At 70.3% G+C, this 21328-nt stretch carries 17 protein-coding genes and 3 pseudogenes; 8 read left to right on the top strand and 12 right to left on the bottom strand.

Annotated features, from left to right (window positions below; all coding sequences use genetic code 11):
• Positions 1 to 29 precede the first annotated feature (29 nt).
• Positions 30 to 1034 carry a TerC family protein gene (locus tag QQK29_RS10720; protein ID WP_284300178.1) on the bottom strand — a complete coding sequence of 335 codons (1005 nt, stop codon included), beginning with the start codon at positions 1032 to 1034 and terminating at the stop codon, positions 30 to 32.
• Positions 1035 to 1345: 311 nt separating this feature from the next.
• Between QQK29_RS10720 and QQK29_RS10715 the strand changes: the two genes are divergently transcribed.
• Positions 1346 to 2896: a succinic semialdehyde dehydrogenase gene (locus QQK29_RS10715; protein WP_284300176.1), complete on the top strand. Its 1551-nt coding sequence runs from the start codon at positions 1346 to 1348 to the stop codon at positions 2894 to 2896.
• A gap of 69 nt (positions 2897 to 2965) precedes the next feature.
• On the opposite strand, the gene QQK29_RS10710 is transcribed toward QQK29_RS10715, so the two are convergent.
• Positions 2966 to 3346: a twin-arginine translocase TatA/TatE family subunit gene (locus QQK29_RS10710; RefSeq protein WP_284300174.1), complete on the bottom strand. Its 381-nt coding sequence runs from the start codon at positions 3344 to 3346 to the stop codon at positions 2966 to 2968.
• Between the two features lie 57 nt (positions 3347 to 3403).
• Between QQK29_RS10710 and QQK29_RS10705 the strand changes: the two genes are divergently transcribed.
• A complete protein-coding gene (locus QQK29_RS10705; RefSeq protein WP_284300171.1) occupies positions 3404 to 4036 on the top strand; it encodes an O-methyltransferase in 633 nt (210 codons plus the stop codon).
• Positions 4037 to 4153: 117 nt separating this feature from the next.
• Here the strand turns inward: QQK29_RS10705 and QQK29_RS10700 are convergent, their stop codons facing one another.
• The 3 genes and pseudogenes from QQK29_RS10700 to dapE all read right to left on the bottom strand — a co-directional run bounded on the left by QQK29_RS10700 (position 4154) and on the right by dapE (position 6726).
• Positions 4154 to 4324: a DUF3117 domain-containing protein gene (locus QQK29_RS10700; RefSeq protein WP_130489111.1), complete on the bottom strand. Its 171-nt coding sequence runs from the start codon at positions 4322 to 4324 to the stop codon at positions 4154 to 4156.
• A gap of 109 nt (positions 4325 to 4433) precedes the next feature.
• Positions 4434 to 5669: a hypothetical protein gene (locus QQK29_RS10695; protein ID WP_284300165.1), complete on the bottom strand. Its 1236-nt coding sequence runs from the start codon at positions 5667 to 5669 to the stop codon at positions 4434 to 4436.
• A pseudogene (gene dapE, locus QQK29_RS10690) lies at positions 5651 to 6726 on the bottom strand (succinyl-diaminopimelate desuccinylase). The gene QQK29_RS10695 and the pseudogene dapE overlap by 19 nt, the downstream one beginning before the upstream one ends.
• Before the next feature lie 57 nt (positions 6727 to 6783).
• Between dapE and dapD the strand changes: the two are divergent.
• A complete protein-coding gene (gene dapD, locus QQK29_RS10685) occupies positions 6784 to 7707 on the top strand; it encodes a 2,3,4,5-tetrahydropyridine-2,6-dicarboxylate N-succinyltransferase (RefSeq protein WP_284300160.1) in 924 nt (307 codons plus the stop codon).
• Between the two features lie 230 nt (positions 7708 to 7937).
• The gene (locus QQK29_RS10680) at positions 7938 to 8795 is read left to right on the top strand and encodes a DUF559 domain-containing protein (RefSeq protein ID WP_284300157.1); all 858 of its coding nucleotides are present in this window, start codon (positions 7938 to 7940) and stop codon (positions 8793 to 8795) included.
• Between the two features lie 250 nt (positions 8796 to 9045).
• Here QQK29_RS10680 and QQK29_RS10675 read toward each other — a convergent pair whose 3' ends face one another.
• Genes QQK29_RS10675 through QQK29_RS10660 form a run of 4 tightly spaced genes read right to left on the bottom strand, consistent with a single transcriptional unit; the run spans position 9046 to position 12156 of the window.
• Positions 9046 to 10344, bottom strand: a complete 1299-nt coding sequence (locus tag QQK29_RS10675) for a citrate synthase (RefSeq protein WP_284300155.1) — start codon at positions 10342 to 10344, stop codon at positions 9046 to 9048.
• Between the two features lie 22 nt (positions 10345 to 10366).
• Positions 10367 to 11461 carry a succinyldiaminopimelate transaminase gene (dapC, locus tag QQK29_RS10670; RefSeq protein WP_284300153.1) on the bottom strand — a complete coding sequence of 365 codons (1095 nt, stop codon included), beginning with the start codon at positions 11459 to 11461 and terminating at the stop codon, positions 10367 to 10369.
• Complete coding sequence (gene fdxA / locus QQK29_RS10665; protein ID WP_284300151.1) at positions 11458 to 11781, bottom strand: ferredoxin; 324 nt, start codon at positions 11779 to 11781, stop codon at positions 11458 to 11460. The genes dapC and fdxA overlap by 4 nt, the downstream gene beginning before the upstream one ends.
• 9 nt (positions 11782 to 11790) lie before the next feature.
• On the bottom strand, positions 11791 to 12156 hold the full coding sequence (locus tag QQK29_RS10660) for a hypothetical protein (protein WP_284300149.1): 366 nt from the start codon (positions 12154 to 12156) through the stop codon (positions 11791 to 11793).
• Positions 12157 to 12271: 115 nt separating this feature from the next.
• Here QQK29_RS10660 and efeU point away from each other — a divergent pair.
• The 4 genes and pseudogenes from efeU (at position 12272) to efeB (ending at position 15746) form a co-directional block, all read left to right on the top strand.
• Positions 12272 to 13155 (top strand): annotated as a pseudogene (efeU, locus tag QQK29_RS10655) (iron uptake transporter permease EfeU).
• 55 nt (positions 13156 to 13210) lie between these two features.
• Positions 13211 to 13954 (top strand): cupredoxin domain-containing protein, encoded by a 744-nt coding sequence (locus QQK29_RS18905; protein WP_348533854.1) that lies wholly within the window; start codon positions 13211 to 13213, stop codon positions 13952 to 13954.
• On the top strand, positions 13933 to 14457 hold the full coding sequence (locus QQK29_RS18900; RefSeq protein WP_348533853.1) for an EfeM/EfeO family lipoprotein: 525 nt from the start codon (positions 13933 to 13935) through the stop codon (positions 14455 to 14457). Before QQK29_RS18905 ends, QQK29_RS18900 begins: the two co-directional genes overlap by 22 nt.
• On the top strand, positions 14457 to 15746 hold the full coding sequence (efeB, locus tag QQK29_RS10645) for an iron uptake transporter deferrochelatase/peroxidase subunit (RefSeq protein WP_284300147.1): 1290 nt from the start codon (positions 14457 to 14459) through the stop codon (positions 15744 to 15746). Before QQK29_RS18900 ends, efeB begins: the two co-directional genes overlap by 1 nt.
• 50 nt (positions 15747 to 15796) lie before the next feature.
• Here the strand turns inward: efeB and QQK29_RS10640 are convergent, their stop codons facing one another.
• The 3 genes and pseudogenes from QQK29_RS10640 to QQK29_RS10630 form a co-directional block, all read right to left on the bottom strand.
• Positions 15797 to 17410, bottom strand: a complete 1614-nt coding sequence (locus QQK29_RS10640) for a hypothetical protein (RefSeq protein WP_284300145.1) — start codon at positions 17408 to 17410, stop codon at positions 15797 to 15799.
• A 99-nt stretch (positions 17411 to 17509) separates the two neighbouring features.
• Positions 17510 to 19421 (bottom strand): annotated as a pseudogene (gene typA / locus QQK29_RS10635) (translational GTPase TypA).
• Between the two features lie 90 nt (positions 19422 to 19511).
• The gene (locus QQK29_RS10630; RefSeq protein WP_284300144.1) at positions 19512 to 21281 is read right to left on the bottom strand and encodes an ABC transporter family substrate-binding protein; all 1770 of its coding nucleotides are present in this window, start codon (positions 21279 to 21281) and stop codon (positions 19512 to 19514) included.
• Between the last annotated feature and the right edge of the window lie 47 nt (positions 21282 to 21328).

Below are 21328 nucleotides of genomic sequence, written 5' to 3'. Positions count from 1 at the left end.
CTTGATCATTTCCATGCGGGCATGCCGCGTCAAGTGCGATCGCGTTCGGCGCCGGCCGCGGCGGCGACGACGCGCATGCGGATGAGGCTCGCGACCACGGCGACCGCCATCGCGGCCACGATCACGATGAGCGAGGTCCAGGTGTTGATCTCGGGCGCCCACTCGATCGATTGTCCGCCGTTGATGAAGGGCAGCTCGTTGGCGTGCATGGCGTGGAAGACGAGCTTGACCCCGATGAAAAGCAGGATGAACGCGATGCCGTACTTGAGGTACTCGAGCTTGTCGACGAGGTCGCCGAGCAGGAAGTAGAGCTGCCGCAGCCCCATGAGGGCGAACACGTTGGCGGTGAACACGATGAACGGGCTCTGCGTGATGCCGAAGATCGCGGGGATCGAGTCGAGCGCGAACACGAGGTCGGTCGTGCCGAGAGCGATGAGCACCATGAGCACCGGGGTGAAGACGCGCTTGCCGTCGATCTGGGTGCGCAGCTTCGCGCCGTCGAACGTGTCGGTGATGGCGACGCGCTTGCGCACCCAGGTGATCATCCGGCTCTCGCGGGCCACCTCGTCGTGCGGTCCCGTGCGCACCTGCTGGATCGCGGTGAACACGAGGAACGCGCCGAAGATGTAGAACACCCAGCTGAAGTTCTCGATGAGGGCCGCGCCCAGCAGGATGAAGATGCCGCGGAAGAGGAGGGCGAGGATGATGCCCACCATGAGCAGCTCCTGCTGGTAGCGGCGGGGCACAGCGAAGCGCGACATGATCAGCAGGAACACGAACAGGTTGTCGATCGACAGGCTGTATTCGGTGAGCCAGCCGGCCACGAACTGGCCCGCGTGCTCGGCGTCGCCGAGCCACAGCATGAGGCCCGCGAAGAGCAGGGCGAGCACGACGTAGAAGCCGATCCAGAGCGCGGATTCGCGGCTCGAGGGCACGTGCGGTCTCTTGAACGCGAGGAACAGGTCGAAGCCGAGGATGAGCAGCAGCACCACGTAGGTGCCGATCTCGAACCAGATGGGAAGCGCCAGCTGCACGGGGAGCCTTTCGCAGGTTTCGGGGACGGAGGTGCCTCGAACGTCTCTCCCGCGCGGTTCCGCCGGCGGTGCCGGTGCGGATGCCGCGGTCGCGACCGGGGCTGCGGCATCGGAGCCCGTGATGACGGTCGCGACGAGGTGGGATACTCCCCTTCGCCCGGTCAGTCTATGTGCTGCGCGGGATCGCGCGCTTCACATGTCACTCGTTGTCGCCTCACGACCTCGCAGGCGACAACGAGTGACCAGTGAAGGTCGCATCCGCCCCCGCACAGGGGCCTGAACTTGGACGAGCGTCCAAGTAGACTCGCGCCATGCCCGGCCAGCTGCTGCCGCGGACGCTCGCCGACGAGCTCACCACCGAGCTCGCCGGGCGTGCCGCCACTCCCGTCTCCGTCATCGCGCCCTTCACCGGCGAGGTGCTCTACGAACTCCCCCAGGCATCCGTCGCGGAGGTGGCGGATGCCGCCCGCCGCGCCCGCGACGCCCAGCGCGCGTGGTGGGCCGCCGGCGACGCGCACCGACGCGCCGTACTGCTGAAAGCACACGACCTGTTCCTCGAGCGTCGGGAGCTGCTGCTCGATGCCGTGCAGTCCGAGACCGGCAAGACGCGGGGGCAGGCTTTCGAAGAGGTCTTCAACTCCGCCGCCGCCACCCGGTATGCCGCCCTCAGCTCCCGCCGCGTGCTGCGCACCGTCGGCCGCCGCGCTGGCATCCCGCTCGTGATGCGCACGCGTGTGCGCCGAACCCCCAAGGGGGTCGTCGGGGTCATCACCCCGTGGAACTACCCGCTGAGCCTCACCCTCATGGACATCGCGCCGGCCCTCGCCACCGGCAACGGCATCCTGCAGAAGGCCGACGACCAGGGCGCGCTCTCGGTGCTGCTCGCCCGCCGCGCCTTCCTCGACGCAGGCCTCCCACCCGAGCTGTGGCAGGTCGTCACCGGCCCCGGCGCCGAGATCGGCTCGGCCGTGGTCGACGAGGCCGACTACATCTGCTTCACGGGCTCGACCGCGACCGGTCGCACCGTCGCGGAGCGGGCCGCCGGCCGCCTCATCGGCGCCTCGATGGAGCTCGGCGGCAAGAACCCGCTCATCGTGCTCGACGACGTGAACCCCGAGAAGGCCGCCGCGGATGCCGCCTACGGATGCTTCTCCGCGGCCGGTCAGTTGTGCGTCTCGATCGAGCGGGTGTACGTCGAGCGAGCCATCGCCGATCGCTTCGTGCCGGCCTTCGCCGAGCGCGTGCGCAACCTGAGCCTCGGGGTCGACTTCGACTACACCGCCGATGTCGGATCGCTCGCGACGAAGACCCAGCTCGAGCGCGTCACGGCGCACCTCGATGACGCCGTGGCGAAGGGCGCGACCGTGCTCGCGGGTGGCGCCGCACGCCCCGACATCGGCCCCTTCGTGCTCGAGCCGACCCTGCTCACCGACGTGACCGACGACATGCAGTGCTTCGCGGGCGAGACCTTCGGCCCGCTCGTGGCGGTGACGGTCGTGGAGAACGCGGATGCCGCGGTCGCCGCCGCGAACGCCTCCGAGTTCGGCCTCAACGCATCCGTCATGAGCGCCTCCCGCCGCCGCGCCCGCGAGGTCGCGGCGCGTCTTCGCGCGGGTTCGGTCAACATCAACGAGGGCTACCGCGCCACCTTCGGCTCGATCGATGCGCCGATGGGCGGGGTCAAGCACTCCGGGGTCGGCCGCCGCAACGGCCTCGACGGCCTGCTGCGGTTCACCGAGGCCACGACGGTCGCCGAGGCGACCGGGCTGCTGCAGCTGCCGCGCACAGGCCCCGAGTTCGCGAAGCTCGTCGGCATCATGGTGGTCACGCTGAAGTCGCTCAAGGCGATCCGCCGCCGCTGAGTTCCCGGACGCGGGCGCCGGGCCCGCAGGTCGCACCTCAGGAGCAAGCTTCTCTCGAGGCGAACGCGCCTACGTCGCCTCGGCGTCGTACGGAGGCACCGGCCCCTTGCCGAGGCGGCGCTGCCGCAGTTCGTACGCGGTCGCCGTCGAGCGCGCCGGCGTCGTCGGGCCGGCGGGCACGGGGTCGCTCGGCGACTCCTCCAGCAGGGCGTCGCGGATGATGCGGCGCGGGTCGTACTTGCGCGGATCGAGCTTGGCCCAGTCGACCTCGTCGAACTCCGGCCCCATCTCCTCGCGCATGCGGTCCTTGGCCCCGTTCGCCATGTCGCGCAGCGAACGCGTGAGCCGCGCGAGCTGCGCGGCGTAGCCGGGAAGGCGATCCGGGCCCACGAGGAAGATCGCGATCACCAAGATGATCAGGATCTTGTCGAAGGTCAACCCGAAGGACACCCGCTCAGGATAACCGTCGCCACCCGACCTCGCCTCTACGCTGGGGGCGGAGGCGATGTGAGCGACAAAGACCTGAGCTGGAAGTACGCGGAGGAGTTCCCCGTGGAGCCTCCCGCGACCCAGCTCGCCCGTCAGCACTCCCTCGAGCTCGGCATCGACCCCATCTCTCCCGCGTCGGGCGCGCAGCTCGCCGTGCTGGCCGCGGCGATCGACGCCGACAGCATCCTCGAGATCGGCACGGGCGCCGGAGTCAGCGGCCTCTGGCTGCTGCAGGGCGCACCCGGGGCGACGCTCACCACGATCGACGTCGAGATCGATCATCAGAATCGTGCACGGCAGGCGTACGCCGACGCCGGCATCCCGGCCGCCCGCACGCGCCTCATCGCGGGGCGCGCCACCGACGTGCTGCCGCGCATGAACGACGGCGCCTACGACCTGGTGCTCGTGGATGCGGATGCGGCATCCGTGCTGGACTACGTGGAGCACGGACTGCGGATCGCCCGCACGGGCGGCGTCGTGGTGGTCGCCCACGCGCTGTGGCGGGGTCGTGTCGCCGATCCCGCCCAACGCGATGAGACGGTCGCCGACTTCCGCGCGCTGCTCACGACGATCGCCGAGTCGAGCGCCGTGACGGCCGCGCTCAGCACGGCGGGCGACGGTCTGCTGCAGCTCGTCAAGACCGGGGACTGACCGGGCAGCGCGCTCGCCCGCGCCCGGAATCGAACGCGCCGCGGATGACCGCGGCGCGCCATTAAACACAGAAGCGTTGCGCGACGATCCCGAAGGTATCGCCGCGCAACGCGAATGTCAGCCCGCGATGACACCCGCGAGGGCGTCGTGCAGCTCCTTGGCCTCGTCGTCGTTGACCGACACCACCAGACGGCCGCCGCCCTCGAGCGGAACGCGCACGATGATGAGGCGACCCTCCTTTACAGCCTCCATCGGGCCGTCACCGGTCCTCGGCTTCATGGCTGCCATGAGTTGTCCCCTTTCGACGGTTGCTCACCCCCATTATCTCGCATGCGGCTGACACGGGCTAATCCGCGGCGTTCCCCGCACCACGCGTCGAGTGGCGCGCCTCCCGAGATCACGGCGGTGACCAATCCCCCGGCACCCGGATCCAGCAGAAATACACCCACACGAGCTGCCCCGCGATCCCGAGCAGCACGAGCGTCACCCGCAGGGCCCGCGAACGCGGAACGGCGAACGCCCCGAGCGCGGGCGACAGAGGCAGCAGCAGGCGCCAGGTGCTCGACTGGGGGAAGAACACCGCCATGAGGTAGACGAGGTAGCTCACGAGCCAGAGCCGCAGCTCCACCCCGAGCCGCCTCGCCCACGGCGTCAGGAGGAACACCGCGAAGAGCGCGACGAGCACGAGCACGACGACGACCGCGAGCGCCAGGCCCGCCCCCGGTACCCCCGCGAACCGCAGCCAGAATGCGAACCCCTGCAGCCATCCCTCGAACGGCACGAGGCCGCCGTGACCGACGTATCCCACCCGCCAGGCGAGCTCGGTGTCGGTGTAGGCCGTCGGTGAGCCCGTGACCGCCCAGGCGATTCCCGGCCAGGCGAGTCCCGCGCCGAAGCTCGTGAGCCCGGCACCCACGATCGCCGCGAACTCCCCTCGGGGCAGCGGATGCGCATCCGGCGTGCGCCGCCACCGCACGATGCGCAGCACGAGATACAGCAGCAGGAACAAGGCGAACGCGAGGCCCGTCGGGCGCGTGAGCGACATGACGATCAGCACCGGCAGCAGCACCACGAAGCGGCGCCGCTGCACGAGCAGCAGGGCCAGGAACAGCAGCGCCAGCCCGGGCGCCTCGGCATATGCCACCTGGAACATCGGCGACACCGGCGCCGTGCACAGCAGCACGACGCCGAAGAGAGCGGATGCGGCATCCATCCCGGCACCCCGGAGGAGCCGCTCGAACAGCAACGCGGCGCACGCGCCCGCGGCGAGCGTCACGCAGACGGCGATGATCGGGAACGGGAATCCGAGCCGCATGAAGAGCCCCAGGAAGAGCGGGTACACCGGCAGGAACGCCCACGCGTTCTCGACGACGTGACCCGCGTCGTTCGTGGGTAGTTCGCTCGGGTAACCGCCCGCGGCGATACTCCAGTACCACTGGCCGTCCCAGTTGGCCGAGAGGGTGAAGAGGTCGGGTACCGCCCCGCCCGTCTCGCGCGCCTGCACGACGCCGAAGCACAGCAGCACGATCGTCGTGACGATGCGGCTCGCACCGAACACGACGAGCACACGCGCCCACCACGGCAGCAGCCGCCAGCGCACGAGGGCGGGGGTGATCAGCCGGCGGTCAGCCATCGCCGCAGGCCCGCCTCGACCCGCTCGATCTGCTCCACGGGAACGCGCTCATCGTCGGCATGCGCAAGGCTCGGGTCGCCGGGGCCGTAGTTGACGGCCGGGATGCCGAGCGCACTGAAGCGGGCCACATCCGTCCAGCCGTACTTGGGGCGCGCCTCGCCGCCGACCGCGGCGACGAACTGCTGAGCGAGCGGCGCGTCGAGGCCGGGACGCGCACCCTCGGCGAGGTCGGCCACGGTGATCTCGACGGGCAGCCCGGCGAAGAGCTGCTCGAGGTGTGCGAGCGCCTCGGCACCGCTGCGGCTCGGCGCGAAGCGGTAGTTGACGTGCACGGTGCACGTGTCGGGGATGACGTTGCCCGCGACGCCGCCCGAGATGCCGACGGCCGAGAGGCTCTCCCGGTAGACGAGACCGTCGACCTCGACCTCCCCGGCTGGTATGCGGCGAGCCGGTCGAGCACGGGGGCGGCGGCGTGGATGGCGTTCTCGCCCATCCAGGCACGCGCGGAGTGGGCGCGGCGACCGCGGGTGGTGACGTCGACCCGGATCGTGCCATTGCATCCGCCCTCGATCTCGCCGCCCGAGGGCTCACCGAGGATGGCGAAGTCGGCCTCGAGCAACTCGGCGTGCTCGCGGGCGATGCGACCGAGACCGTTGAGGGAGGAGTCGACCTCTTCGTTGTCGTACCAAACCCAGGTGACGTCGACGGCGGGCTCGACGAGCTCGACCGCGAGCGCGAGCATGACGGCGCAGCCGCCCTTCATGTCGACCGTGCCGCGCCCCCACAGCGTCGCACCCTCGTCGATGAGCCGGGCGGGCAGGTTCGCGTTGATCGGAACGGTGTCGATGTGACCGGCGATCACGACCCGCTGGGACCGGCCGAGCGTCGTGCGGGCGACCACGGCATCCCCGTCGCGCGTCACCTCGAGGTGCGGCTGGGCGCGCACGACCGCCTCGATCGCATCGGCGAGTTCGCGCTCTGCGCCCGAGACGGATGCGATGTCGACGAGCTGCCGCGTGAGCTCGGGGGTCGAGGCGGACAGGTCGAGAGCGCGCACGACGTCCACCCTACCGAGGCCGCGAGGCGCGCCCGCCGCAGCCGATAGCCTGGCAGCATGACGACCGCCTGGGGCTACGGACTCGCCACGATCGCCGCCGACGGAACCACGCTCGACACGTGGTTCCCCTCGCCCGCGCTCGGCGAGGCCCCCGCGGATGCTGCCGCGCCCGCGGAGGTCACCGACGGCGTGGGCGCGGATGCCGTGCGCGCCGTGACGACCCAGGCGCAGCTCGTCGAGATCGACACGGATGCCGCACCCGCCTCCACCCCCGACGCCTACCTCCGTCTGCACCTTCTCTCGCACCTGCTCGTGCGGCCGAACGAGGTCAACCTCGACGGGATCTTCGCCCACCTGCCGATCGTCGCCTGGACCACCGGCGGCCCCGCGCATCCGTCGGTGCTGCGCGAGGGGCGCGCCCGACTGCAGCGTGCCGGGGTGTCGGTGATCGGGGTCGACAAGTTCCCGCGCCTGCTCGACTACGTCGTGCCCGACCGGGTGCGCATCGCGGATGCCGCCCGCGTGCGCCTCGGCGCGCACCTCGCGCCCGGCACGACCGTCATGCACGAGGGTTTCGTGAACTACAACGCCGGCACCCTCGGCGCCTCGATGGTCGAGGGGCGGATCTCGCAGGGTGTCGTCGTGGGCGACGGATCCGACATCGGGGGTGGCGCATCCATCATGGGCACGCTCTCGGGCGGCGGCACCGAGCGCGTCGTGATCGGCGAGCGTTCGCTGCTCGGGGCCAACTCGGGCATCGGCATCTCGATCGGCGACGACTCGGTCGTCGAGGCGGGTCTCTACGTGACCGCCGGCACGAAGGTCACCTACCTGCTGCCGGCCGGGCCGCGCACCGTGAAGGCTCTCGAACTGTCGGGCGTGCCCGGCATCCTGTTCCGCCGCAACTCGGTGACGGGCGCCGTCGAGGCGCTCCCCCGCACCGGCCACGGCGTGCAGCTCAACGAGGCCCTGCACGCGTAGGCGGCCGCCCCCGCGGGCTTCCGCCCCGGCATCCCCTCGGCTTTTGTCGAAAATGCAGGAGTATTCGACGGCAAACCCCGTCAATGCTGGGTTACGCGTGACGACACGCCCGAGCACTCCTGCATTTTCGACATAGCTCAAGTCGTACACAGGCGAGGCGAGCGGATGTTGTCCACCGTTTGAGGGGTCAGCGCCGCGGTCGCCTCCCGCGGCTGGACAGCATGCTGCCCATGAGCCTCAGTGCCGACATCCGCCAGTTGGGTGGCCTCGCGCCAGCCCACGCGCTTCTCCAGCTCGGCTGGACCTACCGCACGCTCGACTATGCGGCCCGGCAGGGGTGGGTGCAACGAGTTCGCAACGGCTGGTACGCCCTCACCGAGATCGACGAGCTGCTGTCGTCGACATGGCGTGTCGGCGGGCTCGCGACCTGCGCCACCGGTGCTGCGTCGCACGGGATGTGGACGCCACCCGACGAGCAGCTGCACGTGGTCGTGCCACCGAATCACGCCCGGATGCGTCGGCACGATGATCGGCACACCCGTCTCAGCGAAAGCCCCGACGATCGCGTCGTCGTGCACTGGCGAGAGGCCGATGCCCACGACCGCTTTCGTGCGACACCGCTCGAATGCCTCATCGATCTCGCCGCGTGCCACTCTCCCGCCTGGGTGCTCGCCGCGCTCGACAGCGGGCTCGCGCGACGGGTGCTCACCCGCGAAGACCTCCGTGAGTTGCGTCGGCGGCTGCCGGGCACGCGCAGCCAGATCATCGACCTGGTCGACCCGCGCTCCGAGTCGTTTCCCGAGTCTGTGCTGCGCTGGTATCTGGTGCAGGCCCGCATCCCGTTCCGCATCCAGCAGTGGATCGACGACATGCGCGTCGACTTCCTGATCGGCCGGCTCGTCGTCGAAGTCGACGGGAAGGAACATCACGACAACCCCACCGCATTCGAACGCGACCGCGCACGGGATGCGCGGCTCAGCATCCGCGGATACCGCGTGCTGCACTTCAGCTACGCGCAGGTGGTCTATCGCCCGGATGAAGTGCTCGCCGCGATCTGCGCTGCTCTCGCCCGTGGCGACCACCGCTGAGTGACACACCCGCTGCTCACTCCGTCGCCAATGTCGAAAATGCAGGAGAACTCGGGCGTGTCGGCGAACTCAGCCCTGTCAGCGCGGGCTTGAGCGTCGAAGATTCCTGCATTTTCGACAAAGGTAGGCGAGCGGATGCCGACGGCAGGGTGCAGCGGATGTGGCCGTGGGTCAGCGGCGAACGGGCCGCGGGCGGCTCAGCAACTCAGCAGGCCGCGAGCGACTCAGCGGCGAGCGGGCCGCGGGCGGCTCAGCGGCCGGCGGGCCAGGGGCGCGGGGCGGGCCCCACGTAGAGCTGCTGCGGGCGGCCGATCTTGGTGGCGGGGTCGGCGTTCGCCTCGCGCCAGTGGGCGATCCAGCCGGGCAGACGGCCGATCGCGAAGAGCACGGTGAACATCCGCGTCGGGAAGCCCATAGCCTTGTAGATCACGCCCGTGTAGAAGTCGACGTTCGGGTAGAGCCGACGCTCCTGGAAGTAGTCGTCGTTGAGCGCGATCTCCTCGAGCTCCTTGGCGATGTCGAGCAGCGGGTCCTTGACCCCGAGGTCGGCGAGCACCTCGTCGGCCGACTCCTTCACGAGCTTCGCGCGCGGATCGTAGTTCTTGTAGACGCGGTGGCCGAAGCCCATGAGACGGATGCCGTCTTCCTTGGCCTTCACGCGCTCCACGAACTTCGACACCGACTCGCCCGAGTCGCGGATGCGGCCGAGCATCGTGAGCACCGCCTCGTTGGCACCGCCGTGCAGCGGACCGTAGAGCGCGTTGATGCCCGCCGAGATGGAGGCGAACAGGTTCGCCTCGGTCGAGCCGACGAGCCGCACGGTCGAGGTGGAGGCGTTCTGCTCGTGGTCTTCGTGCAGGATGAGCAACCGGTCGAGCGCCTTCACGAGCACCGGGTTCACCTGGTACGGCTCGGCGAGGTTGCCGAAGTTGAGCTTGAGGAAGTTCTCGATGAAGTCGAGCGAGTTGTCGGGGTAGAGGAACGCCTGCCCGAGCGACTTCTTGTGCGCGTAGGCCGCGATCACCGGCAGCTTCGCGAGCAGCCGGATCATCGAGAGCTCGACCATCTCGGGGTTGCGCGGGTCGAGCGAGTCCTCGTAGTAGGTCGAGAGCGCCGAGACCGCGGCCGACAGCACCGACATGGGGTGGGCGGTGTGCGGCAGCGCCGAGAAGAAGTGCTTGAGGTCTTCGTGCAGCAGCGTGTGCCTGCGCACCTTCTCCGAGAACTCGGCGAGCTCCGACTGGGTCGGCAGCTCGCCGTAGATGAGCAGCCACGCCACCTCGAGGTAGGTCGAGTGCGCCGCGATCTCCTCGATCGCGTAGCCGCGGTAGCGCAGGATGCCCTCGTCGCCGTCGATGTAGGTGATGGCGCTGCGGGTGGATGCGGTGTTGACGAAACCGGGGTCGTAGGCGTTGAAACCGGTCTGCTTGGTGAAGGTCGACATGTCGACGGCGTCGCGCCCGTCGACCGCCTTCAGCACCGGGAACTCCGCGACCCGATCGCCGAGGCTCAGGGTCACCTTCTCGCTGCTCGTCACGTCGCTCACCATGACAGACTACCGGCGCGCGGAGTCACCACGAGCCGAGACGGGAGACAGCCTCGTCTACTCGCTCGTCGGATGCGGTGAGCGCGATCCGCACGTGCTGGGCCCCGGCGGCGCCGTAGAACGACCCCGGCGCGACCAGGATTCCGCGCCGGGCGAGGGCCGCCACGGTCTGCCAGCAGTCCTCGTCGCGCGTCGCCCACAGGTACAGGCCCGCCCGCGATCCGTCGATCCGGAACCCGGATGCGGTGAGCGCCCCCACGAGCGCGTCGCGGCGGCGGCGGTACAGCTCCTTCTGCGCCGCGACGTGCTGCTCGTCGCCGAGCGCCGCGATCATCGCGGCCTGCACGGGGGCCGGCGGCATGAGACCGAGGTGCTTGCGCACCGCGAGCAGCTCGCCCACGAGCTCACTGCATCCGGCCACGAATCCGGCGCGGTAGCCGGCGAGGTTCGACTGCTTCGAGAGCGAGTACACCGAGAGCGTCAGGCGCCGCGATCCCTGGGTCACCTCGGGGTGCAGGATGCTGGGGGTCGGCTCGTCGGAGCTCCAGTCGAGCTCGGCGTAGCACTCGTCGTTCGCGATCACCGCGCCGAGCTCACGCGCGCGTGCGACGGCGCTCCGCAGGAACTCGAGCGAGTGCACCCGCCCGTCGGGATTGCCCGGACTGTTGAGCCACACGAGCTTGGTCTCGGCGGGCCACTCCGCGGGGTCGTCGGAGGAGAGCACGCTCGCCCCCACCACGGCGGCGCCGACGGCGTAGCTCGGGTAGGCGGCGGTGGGCTGCACGACGACGTCGCCCGGGCCGAGTCCGAGAAGGGTCGGCAGCAGTGCCACGAACTCCTTCGAGCCGATCGTCGGGATGACGTTGTCGGTGGTCAGGTCGGGAACGCCCCGCCGGCGCGCGTACCACGCCACGATCGCCTCGCGCAGTGCGGGCGACCCGGCCGTCGCGGGGTAGGCGTGCGCATCCGTCGCGGCCGCGAGCGCCTCACGAACGGGGGCGGGTGTCGCATCGACGGGCGATCCGACCGACAGGTCGACGATGCCGCCCGGATGCGCGCGGGCCTCGTCGCCGTACGGCGTCAGCAGATCCCAGGGGAAGTCGGGAAGCGCGTGGGTCAAGACGAGCCCTGCGGCGGGAGAGCGGCGACGATCGGGTGGTCTCCCGGGATCACCCCGATCTTCGCGGCGCCGCCGGGCGATCCGATCTCTTCGAAGAACTCGACGTTCGCCTTGTAGTAGTCCGACCACTGTTCGGGCAGGTCGTCTTCGTAGTAGATGGCCTCGACGGGGCAGACCGGCTCGCACGCACCGCAGTCGACGCACTCGTCGGGGTGGATGTAGAGCATGCGGTCGCCCTCGTAGATACAGTCGACGGGGCACTCGTCGACACAGGCGCGGTCTTTGACATCCACGCAGGGAAGGGCGATGACGTAGGTCACCGTTCCATCCTATGGCGACTCGGATGCCGCTTCCGGTCGCCGCCGGATCGGCCAGAGCAGTGCCGCGGCGGCCACGAGCGGCGCCGCGACGAGCCAGACGAGGTCGAGTCGCCGGTCGGGGTGGATGACGACGGCGTCCACCGGGGCGACGGCGATGAGCACGACAGCGGCACCGACGCCGACGGCGGCCGCGATGCCCGGCATCCGCTCGTCGAAGGCGAGCCGCACCCCGAGCACGTAGGCCGCGACGATCACGAGCCCCGCGGCGAGCACCCACGGCACGAGGCTCGCGTGGGCGAAGGTCGAGACCGTGCCGATCGCGGCACCCACGAGCAACGCGAGCAACGGGGCGACGATGCGCAGAGCGAGGGGCACGGCGCAACGATAGCGGCTGTCAGAGCGGCGAGTCCGAGTGGACAGCCGCCCGCGCCCGGGCGTAGGCTCAGCGCGGGTAAGGGTCGCCTTACCTAAAGCTCCCGGAAAGTCACCCGTGCTCGCCAACGCGCTCATCGGTCTTCGCGAAGGCCTCGAGGCCGGCCTCGTCGTCGGCATACTGATCGCGTACCTGCGCAAGCTCGGTCGCGACGACCTGCTCCCCGGCTCTGGCTCGGCATCGGCGCGGCGATCGCGCTCTCGCTCGGAGTCGGCGCGGTGCTCACCTGGGGCCCCTACGGCATGAGCTTCCAGGCGCAGGAGCTGCTCGGCGGCGGTCTCTCGATCCTCGCGGTCGGACTCGTCACCTGGATGATCTTCTGGATGCTGCGCCACGCCCGCGGCCTGCGCGGCGAACTCGAACACGGCCTCGACTCCGCGATCGCGGGGTCGGCGCACGGTGCCGGCTGGGGACTCGTACTGCTCGGCGTGGTGGCCGTCGGCCGGGAGGGCGTCGAGACGGCGCTCTTCGTGTGGGCCGCCGCCAAGTCGACCGGCGACCCGCTGCTCGGCACGCTCGGGGCGGTGCTCGGCATCCTCGCCTCGGTCGTGATCGCCTACCTCATCTACCGCGGTTTCGTGCGCATCGACCTCGCCGCCTTCTTCCGCTGGACGGGCCTGTTCCTGGTGCTCGTGGCCGCGGGGGTGCTGGCCTACGGCATCGGCGACCTGCAGGAAGCGGGGCTGATTCCCGGATGGGGACAGTCGGCGTTCAGCCTCGCCCACCTCATCCCCGCCACGAGCTGGTACGGCGTGCTGCTCGCGGGCGTCTTCAACTTCACCCCCGAGCCCACCTGGGCTCAGTTCATCGCCTGGTTCGCCTACATCGTCGTGACGAGCACCGTGTTCCTCCGCCTCAGCCGCCGCGCGCCCCGTCGGGCGCCCGCGGCCGACCCGGTGCTGCCCCGCGGCACACCGGATGCGGCGGAACGGGTCGCCTGACCCGCGATCCCTGCGCACCACTCGAACATCCGACATCCCGATTCCGAGGAGCCCCATGCCCGCCCCGTCATCCGCCCGTACGCCCGCGACCGCGAGCACGGCGTCCCGAGCCGCCGCCCCGGTTTTCGCGACCCTGACGCTCGCCGCCCTCGCGCTGGCCGGGTGCGTGCCGAACGCGCCGAGCGGCACGGCACTCACGGTCGACATCACCGACAGCGGATGCGCGGTGTCTGCGAACACGGCCGTCGCGGGTGCGGTGAGCTTCACGCTCACCAACAACGGCACCGACGTCAACGAGTTCGAGATCCTCGCCGAGGACCAGTTGCGCATCGTCGGCGAGAAGGAGAACATCACGCCTGGCCAGACCGTAAGCTACGTGGCGCAGCTGGATCCCGGCATCTACTTCACGGCCTGCAAGTTCCAGATGGTCGGAGCGCCGACCGGCCTGGCCGAGTTCGCCGTCACGGGCGAGGCGGTGGCCGTGGACGAGGATCGCGCCGCCCTCGAGCAGGAGGCGGTCGCGAACTACCTCGGCTACGTGCGGGCGCAGGTCGGCGAACTGCTGCCCCAGGTGCAGGCGCTCGTCGACGCCTACCAGGCGGGCGACGACGAGCTCGCGCGTTCGCTCTTCGCATCCGCGCGCGTCTCGTACGAGCGCATCGAGCCGACAGCCGAGGCCTTCGGCGACCTCGACCCCAAGATCGACTACCGCGAGGTCGACGCGGTGGCCGAGGACTCGACTGGACCGGCTTCCACCGCATCGAGAAGGACCTCTGGGTGCCGGCCGCCGACGGTCTGAACTCCGACGGCACGAGCGCCTGGCTCGACTGGCGGCCCTCGACGCCCGAGCAGCGTACGCAGTTCGGCGACCAGCTCGTGGCCGACGTGCAGCAGCTCTTCGACCAGGTGACCGACGCCGACTTCAGCGTGAGCCTCTCCGATATCTCCAACGGCGCGATCGGCCTGCTCGACGAGGTCGCCACGGGCAAGATCTCGGGCGAGGAGGACTGGTGGTCGCACACCGACCTCACCGACTTCGCCGCCAACGTCGACGGGGCATCCGTCGCCTTCGGCAACGTGCAGAAGCTCGCGGCGCAGAGCGATGAGGGCGCGAAACTGGCGGAGGAGATCGAGACGCAGTTCGACGCCCTCGAGCGCGTGCTCGCGCAGTACGGCTCGATCGAGGCGGGCTTCACACCCTACGATCAGCTCACCGACGCGCAGCGCAAGCAGCTCTCGGACGCGGTCAACGCCCTCGCGGAGCCGCTCTCGCAGCTCACCAGCACCGTTCTCGGACTCTGATGACCGAACCCGACGCCACCCCGACCCCCGACGCCTCCTTCTCGCGCCGCGGCCTGCTCGGCCTCGCCGCTGCAGGCGGCATCGGCGCGGTCGCCGGGCTGGCGGCGGGGGCGGCGATCGCGTCGGCACCGGATGCGACGGGCGGCACCCCCGCATCCGCTCGCTATCCGTTCTTCGGCGAACACCAGGCCGGCATCACGACGCCCGCGCAGGACCGCCTGCATTTCGCGGCGTTCGACCTCGCACCCGACGCCACGCGCGACGACCTCGCCTCGCTGCTGGCCGACTGGACGGAGGCCGCCGCGCGGCTCACACAGGGCCTCGAGGTGGGCGAGGCAGGAGCCGTCGGCGGCTCGCCCTACGCTCCGCCCGACGACACGGGCGAGGCGCTCGGACTGCCGGCATCGGGGCTCACGATCACCTTCGGGTTCGGGCCGACGCTGTTCGGGACCGCCGACGGCGTCGACCGCTTCCGTCTCGCCGCCCGCCGCCCGGCCGCCCTCGAGCCGCTCCCCCGGTTCTCGGGCGACGCGCTCGTGCCGGAGCGCAGCGGCGGCGACCTCTGCATCCAGGCGTGTGCCGACGACCCGCAGGTGGCGGTGCACGCCATCCGCAACCTCAGCCGCATCGCCTTCGGGCGCGCGATGCTGCGCTGGTCGCAGCTCGGCTTCGGTCGCACCTCGTCGACCTCGACGAGCCAGACCACGCCGCGCAATCTGTTCGGCTTCAAAGACGGCACCGCCAACATCAAGGCCGAGGAGCCGGATGCCGTGGCCGAGCACGTCTGGGTGTCGCGTGAGCAAGGCCCCGAGTGGCTGGTCGGGGGCAGCTACCTCGTGGCGCGCCGCATCCGCATGATCATCGAGAGCTGGGACCGCGTGCAGCTCGCCGAGCAGGAGGCGCTCTTCGGGCGCACCAAGGGCGAGGGCGGACCGATGTCGGGCGGCGGCGAGTTCGCGGCGATCGACCTCGCAGCGACCGCGCGTGATGGGAGTCCGGTGATCGCACGCGACGCGCACGTGCGGCTCGCGCATCCGGAGACCAACGGCGGCATCCGCCTGCTGCGGCGCGGCTACAACTTCGTCGACGGCAACGACGCGCTCGGCAGGCTCGACGCGGGCCTGTTCTTCCTGAGCTTCCAGAACGACCCGGAGCACTTCGTGACGGTGCAGCGCTCGCTCGCGAGCGACGGGCTCAACGAGTACCTGAAGCACGTCGGCTCGGCTGTCTTCGCGATTCCGCCCGGCGCACACGAGGGCGACTCGATCGGAGACACGCTGCTGAACTGACGAAGCGGGCCGGATGCTCACCACATCCGACCCGCTTCCTCGTCAGCTCATCAGCCGAGCGCGACGCCGCGACGGCGATGCACCCGCACGGCGACTGTCGCACCCACGCCCAGCAGCAGCAGCGTGCCTGCCACGCCGAGCAGCAGCCCGATGTCGGCGCCCGTGGCGGCGAGGCTGCCGGAGCCCGGCGCCGCGGCGACCACGTTGTAGGCGACGAAGGTCGTGAAGTGCGTCGTCCAGATCACGAGGTCGTCGCCGGCATCGATCCGGCACGCCCCGCTCGAGAGCGAAGGCGTCGCCGACGGGCACACGTCGGTGATCTCGGTGAAGGTGCCACCGACCTCGACGAAGCCGGCCCTGCTCCCCGCTTGGCCGGGAAGCACGAGCTTCACCGGGGCGTCGAAGGTGAGGCGTGTCGTCGCGGAGCCGACCTGGATCGCGTAGCCGACTGTGGTCTTCTCCGCGCCGGCGGGAGTCGGCACCGCGACATCCTCGACGATCGTCGGCAGTGAGATGACGCCGTCCCACGTCGGGTCGTCGGGGGCCGACACGGTCGTGCCGGCCGGGATCACGAGGCTCGCACCATCTGCCGCCGAGACGGTCAAGTCGACGGGCGTGGTCACGACACCGGCCGTCGGCGTGCCGAGCTTGACGGTGACCTCCCCAGCGCCCTCGGGGATCACGACGTCGAGGGGCGCGTCGCTCGGGAGCTCGAACTCGACGGGGTCAGCGGAGGTCGGAAGCACGCTCGCGACGGATCCGCCGATCGGGATCGTCGTCTCCACCTGGGGCCCGAAGGTGCGCGTGATCGTGATCGTGACCGAGGTGGGCACCGTCGAGGGCGTCCACACGCCGCCGGGCAGCTGCCAGCTGCTGCTGGCCGCCTCGTTGTAGGTTCCTGGCTGGATGACGATGGGCACCGTCACCGACCGCGCCTGGCCCGTGTTGACACTCGCCATGAGCGCCGGCTTGCTCGTCTTGATCACCGGCGCGGCATCTTCGCGGTTCACCCGCACGCTGATCTCCTCGGCGTCGGTGAAACCCTGCACGCGCACGTCGACCGCGATGCCGAGGTAGTCGGCGCCCGTGTGCACGTTCGCGGCGGGGTTGGTGAAGCCAGGGCTCGCCGGCATGACATCCGCGAGCGTCGTGCCGGTCGGGCCCGTCGAGGGCGTGCCGACGGTCTTGCTCAGCAGCACCGCGTCGGCCGCGTCGAGCAGCTCCACGGTCAGCCCGGTGGGAACGGTCTCGGCCGACCACACGGCGTCCGGCTTCACCCAGCTCGAGCTGCCGGCCTCGTCGTAGCTGCCGGGCGTGATGACGATGGGCGCCGTGACCGCGCTGCCCGCCTGGAGCGTCGTGACGACGCCGGTACCCTTGCTGACCTTGACGACATCCGGCCCGACGCTGCGATGTACTGTCACCCGCACCTCGTCGAGCGTGGTGACGGCGGTCGTGTCGAGAGCCTTGATGTCGACCGCGATCCCGCCGTACTTGGTCGAGACGAGATACGCATCGACGTGCAGCTTGTCGGGGTCGGTGTCAGCGTGCACCGCGGTCGCGGGGAGCACACCGAGAGTGGCGAGCCCGAGCAGGGCGGCGAGCGCGACGGCGACGCGACCCGCCATCGGGCGTGCGTGGGCGGCGGGAGATTCGGGGTACATCAGATCCTCAGCTGTCGACGGGCATTCCCGCCAAAACTAGCAAAGGAAAATTCACTCTTGTACCCCTCATCCATGGGGCACCGGGGTGAGGACGACGGGTTACGCGCTCGCGTTCTGTCGCTTGAGGCGCGAGGTCGCACGGGCGCGCTCGGTCTGGTCGAGCACGACCTTGCGGATGCGCACGATCTCCGGCGTCACCTCGACGCACTCGTCGTCGCGCGCGAACTCGAGGCACTCCTCGAGGGTCAGCTTGCGCGAGGGCGTGAGCTTCTCGAAGCTGTCGGCGGTGGAGGAGCGCATGTTGGTGAGCTGCTTCTCCTTGGTGATGTTGACGTCCATGTCGTCGGCGCGCGAGTTCTCGCCCACCACCATGCCCTCGTAGACCTCCTGCGTCGGCTCGACGAAGAACGACATCCGCTCCTGCAACGCGACCATCGCGAACGGCGTCACCACGCCGGCACGGTCGGCCACGATCGAGCCGTTGACGCGCGTCGTGATCTCGCCCGCCCACGGCTCGTAACCGTGCGCGAGCGCGTTGGCGATGCCCGTGCCGCGCGTGATCGTGAGGAACTCGGTGCGGAAGCCGATGAGCCCGCGCGAGGGCACGATGAACTCCATGCGCACCCAGCCGGTGCCGTGGTTGGTCATGCCCTCCATGCGGCCCTTGCGGGCGGCGAGCAGCTGCGTGATGGCGCCGAGGTGCTCCTCGGGCGCGTCGATCGTGAGGTGCTCGAAAGGCTCGTGCACCTTGCCGTCGATCTGGCGGGTGACCACCTGCGGCTTGCCGACGGTGAGCTCGAAGCCCTCGCGTCGCATGTTCTCGACGAGGATCGCGAGCGCGAGCTCGCCGCGGCCCTGCACCTCCCACGCGTCGGGGCGGCCGATGTCGACGACACGGATCGACACGTTGCCGATGAGCTCGCGGTCGAGGCGGTCCTTCACCATGCGGGCGGTGAGCTTGTGGCCCTTGACCTTGCCCACGATCGGGCTCGTGTTGGTGCCGATCGTCATCGAGATCGCGGGCTCGTCGACGTGGATCGCGGGCAGCGGACGGATGTCGTCGGGGTCGGCGATCGTCTCGCCGATCGTGATGTCCTCGATGCCGGCGACGGCGACGATGTCGCCCGCGGATGCCGACTCGGCCGGGTAGCGGTCGAGCGCGCGGGTCTTCAGCAGCTCGGTGATGCGCACGTTGGAGTGCGAGCCGTCGTGACGCACCCAGGCGACCGTCTGGCCCTTCTTGATGGTGCCGGCGAAAACGCGCAGCAGCGCGATGCGGCCGAGGAACGGCGAGGCGTCGAGGTTGGTGACCCAGGCCTGCAGGGGCGCCTCGTCGTCGTAGCTGGGCGCCGGAACGTGCTCGAGGATCGCCTCGAACAGCGGCTCGAGGTCGGCGTTGTCGGGCAGCTCGCCGTTGGCGGGCTGGTTGCGGGATGCCGCACCGTTGCGTCCCGAGGCGTACACGACCGGCAGGTCGAGCAGCGCGTCGACATCCAGGTCCGGCATGTCGTCGGCCAGATCGCTCGCGAGGTTGAGCAGCAGGTCGTGGCTCTCCCCACGACCTCCTCGATGCGCGCGTCCGGCCGGTCGGTCTTGTTGACGGCGAGGATCACGGGCAGCTTCGCCTCGAGCGCCTTGCGCAGCACGAAGCGGGTCTGCGGCAGCGGGCCCTCGGAGGCATCCACGAGCAGCACGACGCCGTCGACCATCGAGAGGCCGCGCTCCACCTCGCCGCCGAAGTCGGCGTGGCCGGGGTGTCGATGACGTTGATCGTCACGGGACCGTCGGTCGCGTGCACGCCCTCGTAGATGATCGCCGTGTTCTTGGCGAGGATCGTGATGCCCTTCTCACGCTCGAGGTCGTTCGAGTCCATGGCGCGCTCCTCGACGTGCTCGTGCGAGCCGAACGAGTTGGTCTGGCGCAGCATGGCGTCGACGAGCGTCGTCTTGCCGTGGTCCACGTGGGCCACGATGGCGACGTTACGCAGGTCGGAACGGTGGGCGATGGGCATGCAGAGACCTCGGATGCTGAGAGGGGAGTCGTCGGCGCCGAGTGGGCGACGTTCCATCCTAGCGGAGAGCCACCGAGCGCGCGGGATGCGTCAGCCGGCGGGGCTCGGCGACGGGCTCGCCGGGGCCCACTGCCAGGCGTTCCAGAGCACTCCCCGCGCGAGCGGCGAGCGGCTGACGCCGGTCAGGCGGTCGGAGACGGCCGTGAGCGTCGGATGCGCGAACAGCGGTACGCCGTAGGCATCCGCCCACAGGATCGCGTCGAGCTTCTGCAGCGCCGCCGTCTGCGTCTCGGGGTCGTCGCTGCCCGCGATCTCGTCGACGAGGGCGTCGGCCTCGGGGTCGGCGAAACGATTGAGGTTGGCGATCTGGGAGTCGCTGCGGAAGACCGCGGCGATCGCGGACGGGCCGAGCCGCGTGGTGTCCCAGGCGAAGAGCGCGGCGTCGTAGGCGCCCGCGACGCCCAGCAGACTCGACCAGTCGGGGCGTGAGCAGTCGGTCACCCGGAAGCCGGCACGGGCGGCCGAGGTGGTGATGACCGCGAACTCCGCGGCCCGCCGCTCGTCACTGCGGTCGTACAGGATGCACACCTCGGGCGAGGTGACGCCGGCCTGCTCGAGCAGTTCCTTCGCGGCATCGACGTCGGTCGACTGGTACTCGGCCGAGCCGTTCTCGGCGATCGCCTCGTCGTAGCCCTCGACGCCGGGACGCAATACGAAGGAATCGAGCTGGCCGGCATCCGCCTGCACGGGGGCTACGAGTTCGTCGACGATCTGCTGCCGCGGCACGACATGCAGGAACGCCCGCCGCACGCGTTCGTCGTCGAAGAGCCCGCTCTTCGAGTCGGCGAACTGCAGGTCGAGATGCTCGAACGTCGCCTCCGAGCCCGCCGTGACGGCGAGGCCCGGGATGTCGCCGAGCTCACCTGCCAGCTCGGCGTCGGGGGCGGGCGATGCCACGTCGACCTCGCCCGCGCGCAGCCGCCGCACGAGTTCGTCGGGGTCGCCGATGGTGGTCAGCACGATCGTCTCGATCGTCGGCGCGCGCGAACCCCGGTAGCGCGGATTGGCCGTGAGCGTCACCGCGCCGTCGGCCACGGCCGACACCAGGTAGGGACCGTTGGCCACGAGCAGCTCGGCGTCCGGCTCGGCGCCGGTGAGGTCGTACGCACCGTTCCAGACATCCGCGATGGCCGAGAGCGCCGCCGTGTCGCCGTCGGCGACCGCATCGACGAGGGCCTGCTGCGCGTGGCGCGCCTCGGCGTCATCCGGGTCGGCGGTCGCCGCCGTGTCGTCAGCGCGCAAGGAGAGGCCGAGGGCGCGAGAGGCCACGATGTGCGCGGGAAGACCGGGCGCGAGCGCGGTCTCCCAGGCGGGCGTGAACGCGTCGTAGTGCACGAAGAGCGAGCGACCGTCGTCGCCGAGCTGAGGCGTCTGCGTCGCGAGCTCGAGCCCGCGGCCGCGCGCCCCGTCGAAGTACACGATGTCGTCGGGCAGCTCGCCGAACCGACCCGTCTCGGGGTCGATGTAGGCGTCGACGTCGAGGTCGGGGGTGTCGAGCGAGCCCGAGTTGGCCGCCCACGCGAGCAGCAGGTCCGCGGGGGTGACGGGCACCCCATCCGACCAGACGACGTCGTCGGCGATCGTGTAGCGCACGGTCAGCGGATCGCGTTCGGTCACCTCCGCGGTGCCGAAGCTCGTGTCGTGCACCAACGCGTAGTCGGCATCCGGGTAGGCGAAGGAGCTGCCCGTGAGGTAGGCGACGTCGGCGTTGAGGCTCGATGCGCGGCCATAGGTGCTGTTCGCGTTGAGGGAGGTGAGCGAGCCCGTGACGGCCACGGTGGCCCGGGAACCCTCCACCACGGTGTCCTGCTCAGTGCAGCCCGCGAGCGCCGTCGCCGCCACGAGAG

Source organism: Homoserinibacter gongjuensis (assembly GCF_030161875.1).
In the GTDB taxonomy this organism is placed as follows: domain Bacteria; phylum Actinomycetota; class Actinomycetes; order Actinomycetales; family Microbacteriaceae; genus Homoserinibacter; species Homoserinibacter gongjuensis.
Note: the sequence above shows the minus strand (reverse complement) of the source record. Positions and strands in the feature narration are given on the sequence as shown.

Excerpts from the sequence above, each read along its gene's own strand:
- QQK29_RS10640 (WP_284300145.1), bottom strand. The coding sequence starts at position 17,410 with ATGTACCCCGAATCTCCCGCCGCCCACGCACGCCCGATGGCGGGTCGC.
- QQK29_RS10700 (WP_130489111.1), bottom strand. The coding sequence starts at position 4,324 with ATGGCAGCCATGAAGCCGAGGACCGGTGACGGCCCGATGGAGGCTGTA.
- dapD (WP_284300160.1), top strand. The coding sequence starts at position 6,784 with ATGACGACCGCCTGGGGCTACGGACTCGCCACGATCGCCGCCGACGGA.
- QQK29_RS10675 (WP_284300155.1), bottom strand. The coding sequence starts at position 10,344 with ATGGTGAGCGACGTGACGAGCAGCGAGAAGGTGACCCTGAGCCTCGGC.
- QQK29_RS10695 (WP_284300165.1), bottom strand. The coding sequence starts at position 5,669 with ATGGCTGACCGCCGGCTGATCACCCCCGCCCTCGTGCGCTGGCGGCTG.
- QQK29_RS10680 (WP_284300157.1), top strand. The coding sequence starts at position 7,938 with ATGAGCCTCAGTGCCGACATCCGCCAGTTGGGTGGCCTCGCGCCAGCC.
- efeB (WP_284300147.1), top strand. The coding sequence starts at position 14,457 with ATGACCGAACCCGACGCCACCCCGACCCCCGACGCCTCCTTCTCGCGC.
- QQK29_RS18905 (WP_348533854.1), top strand. The coding sequence starts at position 13,211 with ATGCCCGCCCCGTCATCCGCCCGTACGCCCGCGACCGCGAGCACGGCG.
- QQK29_RS10715 (WP_284300176.1), top strand. The coding sequence starts at position 1,346 with ATGCCCGGCCAGCTGCTGCCGCGGACGCTCGCCGACGAGCTCACCACC.